Origin of the sequence: Aquimarina longa SW024 (assembly GCF_001401755.1) — a bacterium.
Classification (GTDB): domain Bacteria; phylum Bacteroidota; class Bacteroidia; order Flavobacteriales; family Flavobacteriaceae; genus Aquimarina; species Aquimarina longa.
Genome location: NZ_KQ474100.1, coordinates 431,015 through 437,680 on the forward strand (window position 1 = coordinate 431,015; position 6,666 = coordinate 437,680).

The window sequence follows — 6,666 nt, forward strand, 5'->3', positions numbered from 1 at the left end:
TTCTAAAATTTAAAATTATAAGAAACAAAGGGAACAGGAGCCCCTATCAAAGAGGTTTGTCCTGTTTCTATTTTACCATCTATGAAAATGGAATTAATTGAAAATGCATTTTTATGACCATACACATTATATACGCCAAAATTCCAACTTCCTTTCCAATTGGTTTTAGGGTTTCCTGTTGGTGTGTAGGTAAATGAAATGTCTGCTCTATGGGTATTTGGAATTCTGAATCCATTTCTTCCAGAATAAGTGACGAATGAGTCTCCATCAAAAGTTATTCTTCCATTAGGTTGAGTATAGGGTTTTCCTGTTTGATATGTAAAAAACATACCTATCTTCCATTTTTTAGATACGTTATAATTCGCAGTAATGTTAAATAGATGAGGTCTATCAAAGTTCGAAGGAAAATAAGCCCCGTTACTAATTTGTTCTGAAGAGAAACTACTTTCTGTTTTCCGTTTTGATACCGAATAGGTATAGTTTACATTTCCGGTTAATTTCCCTTTATTTTTATAGGCTGCCAATTCTAATCCATAAGAAAAACCCTTTGCTGGCATTAATTCGGTTTCTATATTATTGATAACTCCGACCCTAGCACCATTCTTATATTCTACAATATTATCGAATGTTTTATAGTAGGTTTCTACCGAAAAATTATACTTTCCACTATTAGTATCATGTGCATAGCCTACAGAAAATTGATTTACCTCTAAGGGTTCGATATATGGACCAGAAGGTTTCCAGGTATCAGTAGGTAAGGACACGGCTTGGTTAGATATTAAATGGATGTATTGAAACATTCTATTATACCCAATTTTCAAGGCTTCTCTCTCATTAAGGTCATATTTTAAGGAAAGTCGAGGTTCTACACCAAAATAGTTTTTGATTATTTCATTTTTTTTGTAATCTCGTGTCCCTATAATAGTACTAGGTGTTTGAGGAAAATTTGGATTATAGCGAGCAACTGTTGCTGCTCCAAAATTAGCGAACCAAGAAAAGCGAAGACCTGTATGTAAAGATAATTTCTTCCATTGTTTTTCTATACTATAGTAAATGGCCGATTCTAGCGCTTTTTGTCGATCTGTGGATAGATCAAACCTCGAAGTTTTCATTTCAGGAATGAAATGATAAAGTGTGTTGTGCAAGCCAAATCTAATTTTTGTAGTAGGGTTTGGATAATAGGTAAAATCAGGCTTAACAATCCAATTTTCAATACTTCTTTTAAAATTGGAATTAAAACTGTCTTCAATATTGGTTGTTATCCACAAACCGAACTTATAATTACTATAAACTCCAGTGATATTAGCAAATAACTTGTTAGAAAAAATATGATTCCATCGTAAGGTAGCTGTCGTGTTGGTCCAGCCAGAATCTGCGATAACTTTTGGGCTATCACTTTGCGTACTACGAGTTTCTTGTTCGAATCGAATCACATCAGCACCAAAAAAACCTGAGGCATATAAGGTATTATTTTTATTAATATTCCAAGTTAGTTTTGTATTAAGATCATAAAAATGAAATTTTTTAAACCGAATATCTTTAAAGAGTGGAAAAAACAAGTCAAAATATGATCGTCTTCCAGAAACTAGAAAACTTATTTTATCTTTCTTAATAGGTCCTTCTAAAGTGAATTTGGAAAACAATAGCCCTAATCCACCTTCTCCTTTAATTTTTTTTGAGTTTCCATTTTTTTGTCTGATTTCTAGTATTGATGATGCTCTACCTCCAAAACGCGCTGGGATTCCACCTTTATACAATTTCATTACCTTAATTGCATCCGCATTAAAAATAGAAAAAAAACCAAACAAATGTGACGAATTATACAAGGGAGCTTCATCGAGTAGAATTAAATTTTGATCTATATTTCCTCCTCTTACATTAAAACCACTAGTTCCTTCACCAACACTACTAATTCCTGGTTGTGTTAATATTGCTCTTGTAATATCTGGCTCACCTAAAAGAGCAGGTAATTTTTTTATTTCTGCACCAGTCATACTAGAAGTTCCTCCCAGAATTGATTGCACTTGACTTTTAGTATTCTGATTGGATTCTATGATGATTTTTTCTAACTCATTTAAAGAGAGTTGTAATTCTATTTTTAGGTTTATATTATCATTTAACTGAACAGGAATTTCTTTGGTGGCATAGCCTAAATATGAAATTTTAAAAATATAATCTCCTTTAGCTAATGTTATAGAATAAAAACCATATTCATTAGTAAATACACCTTTGTTGCTATTTTTAATAATAATACTAGCACCCAAAAGTGTTTCGCCAGTACTTGCATCTGTAACGATTCCATTAACTGTAAAATCGCTAGGTTTCTTTCTAGTTCTAGAGAGAATAATATGATTTTTTTTGATTTTATAAGAAATTGAAGAATTCTCAAATAGTAATGCAACTGTTTCTGCTACATCTTTTTCTACAACTTCAATACTAAAATTTTGATCGACATTGATCACATCATTGTTTAGAATAAAGTTATAAGATGTCTGTTCTTCAATTTGATGTAGTATTGATTTTAAAGAACTATTCTCTTCCTTTAGTGTAATACTGTTTTGAGAAAACCCATTGAATGCGAAGAGTTGAAAACAAAAAACTATATAAAAAAAGAAGGATAATTTCATTAAAAAAACAGATTTTCTAAAACTATTTTTTGGACATGGCATGCCTCCAAAAAGGTTTATTTTCATAAATTTGAATATTGTTAATTTATACTGATTTTGCGATTAGATTTTTTTAGCATTTATAGTGGGAAAATGGCAGTTTTCCCACTTTTTTTATTCTATTATCCACTCATTTGTTTTCGTATTTAGGTTATATGTAAAATCTTTTGAAATTTTAAGTATTTCAAAAATCTCATCTATAGGAGTTGTAGTATTAAAAGAACCTGTAAATTTAGTAGTTGCGATACTTTTATTTTTAAAGTGGATTTGTTTTCCAAAATGTGCTTTTAAGTCAATTGCTATTTCTCTAAAGGTTTTGTTTTCGAATTGTATTTTTCCTTCTTTCCAAGCAATTCTAGACTCATTAAGATCCATTTTGGATTTCATTACTTCTTTAGTATTCTTATAAAAGGTTACTTTATCACTAGGAATCATGACTATGCTTTCTTTAAACTGTATATCAGAAGTTACTTTAACCTTACCGATAAGTAATTTTGTTTCTGTAATTATAGCATCTGTATATGACTTTACATTAAAACTGGTTCCTAAAGCTGTTACTGTAATATGATCTAATGTAGTTACTGTAAAAGGGTTTAGTGTATCTTTTACAACTTCAAAAAAACCCTCTCCTTCTAGATATAAAGTTCTTGGCGTTTCTAAATCATAGGTTAATCTACTCGAAGCATTTAACGAAACTTTGGAACCATCTGGTAGTACAAAGCTCCGTTGCTCACCAAAAGTTGTCTGTACAACTATTTCATTTTTATTTGAGAATGTAGTACTGTAAAAATACGTTCCACAGATTACTACAATCAATATGGCTGCATACTTTAGTATTCCTTTCCAAATTGCCGTTTTTGGTTTGATCGTATTAAAGAAACGTTTTTTTGCTTGTTCAACAGATGGATCTTCTTTAGAAGTGTGATTATAGATAGTAGACATTTTGATAAATAAATCTTCATCAAAATCTGTAGAATTCATCCATTTTTCTATTTTTTGAATCGTTATATCATCAGCCTTTTTTGAGATATATTCCCAAAGTTCGGTTTCTGTAATTTTAAAATGCTCCATAGCTATAAGACGTATGCCGAGTGGCATCTCCCTATCGGAAACACGTTTTTTTCTCTTAAAAGTAGTCTTTTAAACCTTCTTTAAAAGCTTTTAAAGCCTTTGAAATATGGAGCTCTACCGTTTTTATAGAAATATTTTTTTGTTTAGAAATTTCTTTGTAGCTCAAACCTTTATCTCTCGATAATTTGAAAATATCTGTTGTTTTTTGTTCAAGAGTCATATAAATATCATCAATACGCTTTACTAATTCCCATTGTTTATCAATCTGAGTTTCAAGACTTGTATTAAGAACATATAAATTAGTATGTTTTTCCCTAGTTTGTTTTTTTCTATACTCATCTATAATTTTATTTTTGAGTGTTGTAATTAAAAATGATTCTATAGAACGTTCAGACTCTTTGATGGACTCAAATTTTTCCCAAAATTTAATAAATGTTTCTTGAACCAACTCCTCAGAAAGATCAGTATCTTTTAAAACTTTAAAGGCATAACTATACAGTCTATTATAATGTTTATCAAACAAATTGGAGAATTTGGTCTCTTTGATGGAATTGGATGTGATTTTTTTATTCAAATAAGTTGGCGTAATATGTAGAGATAACTAAGTTAAATAAAAAAACGTTCAAAATTCTTTTCTGTTGCATTTTACTCTCGCTTCACATTTTTTTCTAATGAAATTGATCTTTCAGCTATTTCATTATCTATTTTCAGTATTTTGTTTTGATGGTATTTTTTTAATTCAACATGCCTATACTCTCTATTGGAATATATTCAAATTTTTATCGGATAACTCTTTTTCGTCTTTCTTTTAGTAATTACTATTATTTCAGCTTCAATCATATTTAAAAAATTGTCTAACAATTGTCTAACAAATCTACTGTTTTTTGATTAAAAATGACTAAAAACGGAAAAGCAACATATACCCAAAGAAGAACACAAAGGGGGTTAAAACAAGAAAAGCCACTGATTATCAGTAGCTTTAAACTTGTGAGCCCGAACCCTCAGAGTTCAAACTTTTTGATAGAATATTTAGAAGAAATTTTAGAGTTTATGACAGAATATAAAGCTTTATTGGCAACTTATTGAAATTATTAACTTATTTGAAATCTATAACGGAATTTGATTTAAAGTATGGCTATTTAATTTATTGGTATTACGATTACAAAAAAGATATACCTTACATACATAAAGTTTGTACCAAAAAGATAGTTTTAGATGCTGATAATGAAGATGTTTTTCAAAAGTCTTTTACCAGTATAAAAAAAATTATTAGCGCTAAACAAGAACCTTTTGCAATTGATAAAATTAAACCTGAAAAATGCGGAGGGTGTGTTGTCAATAAATATTGTGGGCATAAGAATAAAAAATACCAAGAGATTTCATTTCCTTATGATACAAAGTATTTAAAACTATACCCGTCAGAATATTAAATACTTCTATGTTTTATATTATTAACATTTGCTTTATGACATGTATTTTCTTTTTCAGAAAATTTTAGTAGGTCGCGTTCTTCTAGATCGTTTTATTACATAAAATCGATTAGATATCTATTCTATGTAATAAATTAATAGCAGAATAAGTTTCTTTATTGAAAAACTGTAACCGTTCGGCAAACTGCATCTTGTACAACGTTGTTTTAGGCTTTAGTTTTGTGGTATGCAAAAAGAAACAACCAAGAGATGTATTCCATTTTAAAGAACTGGAGAAAAAGTTCTTTGAGTTTAAAGGAATATGGCTATAAACGTGGTATCAATTATGGTATTATGAAATACTGGAATAGGCAATTCAGGATTGATTTTCCAGAATCCAAGAAAACAATTTCAAAAAAAGATGCCGTTTTTATTCCTATAGAAGTTTCTGGTTCTATTAAGGAAGAAGTAGTTTCTAAAACAGTACCTATTGAGGTTCATTATCCTAATGGAGTGCCTGGAGCGACTAAGATTGGAGAAGAGATTACCGAAATATTGGAATATAACCCTTCAAACATTTATGTTAGAAAAATAGTGCGTCCTAAATATATATTTCCAGAAGATCAAAAGATTGTTATCGGATCGTTTTCTATTCCAAAAGGAAATGCAGGAGCTTATTAGTGCATATTATGGTCAGTAAATTTGTACATCACCTACCTTTTTACAGACAGCAACAAATATTCAAAAGTCAAAACTTTGATATTAGTAGAGGAACACTTTGTAGTCGGTTTAATGCAACGACTAAACTATTAGAGCCATTATATGATACCTTACAAAAACAACTTTTACAAAGTAGCTACCTTCAGGTGGATGAGTCACCAATAGGAGTTCAGGATACTGCTAAAAAAGGAAAACTTCATATGGGCTATCATTGGGTATACCATGCTCCGATAGAAAGGTTAGTTCTATTTAAATATGCTCCTAGCAGATCTAGAAAGGTACCTGAAGAATTATTACAAGAGTATAACGGAGGGATTCAAACTGATGGATATTCTGGGTATATAAACCTAAACACTAAAGGAGATATGACTTTACTAGCATGTATGGCGCATGCAAGGCGATATTTTGAAAAAGCACTGGATAATGATGCCTCCAGAGCCACTTATGTATTAGAACAGACTCAAAGGTTGTATGCTATGGAACGAAAAACCAGAGAGCGGGAAAGTTGCTTTGAGCAAAGAAAACGCTATCGAAAATTATATGCAGTTCCCGTCTTAAGTACATTAGAGAATTGGTTAAAAGAGCAAATTCTTATTGTACTTCCTAAAAGCGCCATCGGAAAAGCAATTGGATATACACTAAAATTATGGGGTAAACTGAAAAGATATATTACCGATGGTCGTTTTGAAATTGATAACAACTTAGTCTAAAACACGATTAGACCGTTAGCCCTGGGGAGAAAGAATTATTTATTCTCTGGATCTCACAAAGCAGCACAGAAAGCAGCTATTTTATACTCT

General features: G+C 30.6%; 7 protein-coding genes. 4 read left to right on the forward strand and 3 right to left on the reverse strand.

Going from position 1 to position 6,666, the window contains the following annotated elements:
- Positions 1–2: 2 nt before the first annotated feature.
- From N456_RS14385 to N456_RS14395, 3 genes are all read right to left on the reverse strand, one after another.
- Entirely contained in the window at positions 3–2,693 is a 2,691-nt protein-coding gene (locus tag N456_RS14385; RefSeq protein ID WP_082422540.1) for a TonB-dependent receptor, read from the reverse strand.
- An 87-nt stretch (positions 2,694–2,780) separates the two neighbouring features.
- Positions 2,781–3,737: a FecR family protein gene (locus tag N456_RS14390; RefSeq protein ID WP_158447895.1), complete on the reverse strand. Its 957-nt coding sequence runs from the start codon at positions 3,735–3,737 to the stop codon at positions 2,781–2,783.
- Positions 3,738–3,792: 55 nt separating this feature from the next.
- Positions 3,793–4,311: an RNA polymerase sigma factor gene (locus N456_RS14395; protein ID WP_158447896.1), complete on the reverse strand. Its 519-nt coding sequence runs from the start codon at positions 4,309–4,311 to the stop codon at positions 3,793–3,795.
- Positions 4,312–4,631: 320 nt separating this feature from the next.
- Between N456_RS14395 and N456_RS14400 the strand changes: the two genes are divergently transcribed.
- From N456_RS14400 to tnpC, 4 genes are all read left to right on the forward strand, one after another.
- The gene (locus N456_RS14400) at positions 4,632–4,823 is read left to right on the forward strand and encodes a hypothetical protein (RefSeq protein ID WP_062058599.1); all 192 of its coding nucleotides are present in this window, start codon (positions 4,632–4,634) and stop codon (positions 4,821–4,823) included.
- Positions 4,820–5,167, forward strand: coding sequence for a hypothetical protein (locus N456_RS14405; protein WP_062058602.1), 348 nt, complete (start codon positions 4,820–4,822; stop codon positions 5,165–5,167). Before N456_RS14400 ends, N456_RS14405 begins: the two co-directional genes overlap by 4 nt.
- A 249-nt stretch (positions 5,168–5,416) precedes the next feature.
- A complete protein-coding gene (tnpA, locus tag N456_RS14410) occupies positions 5,417–5,827 on the forward strand; it encodes an IS66 family insertion sequence element accessory protein TnpA (protein WP_062058605.1) in 411 nt (136 codons plus the stop codon).
- Positions 5,828–5,835: 8 nt separating this feature from the next.
- Complete coding sequence (tnpC, locus tag N456_RS14415; RefSeq protein WP_062058608.1) at positions 5,836–6,576, forward strand: IS66 family transposase; 741 nt, start codon at positions 5,836–5,838, stop codon at positions 6,574–6,576.
- Positions 6,577–6,666: the final 90 nt, after the last annotated feature.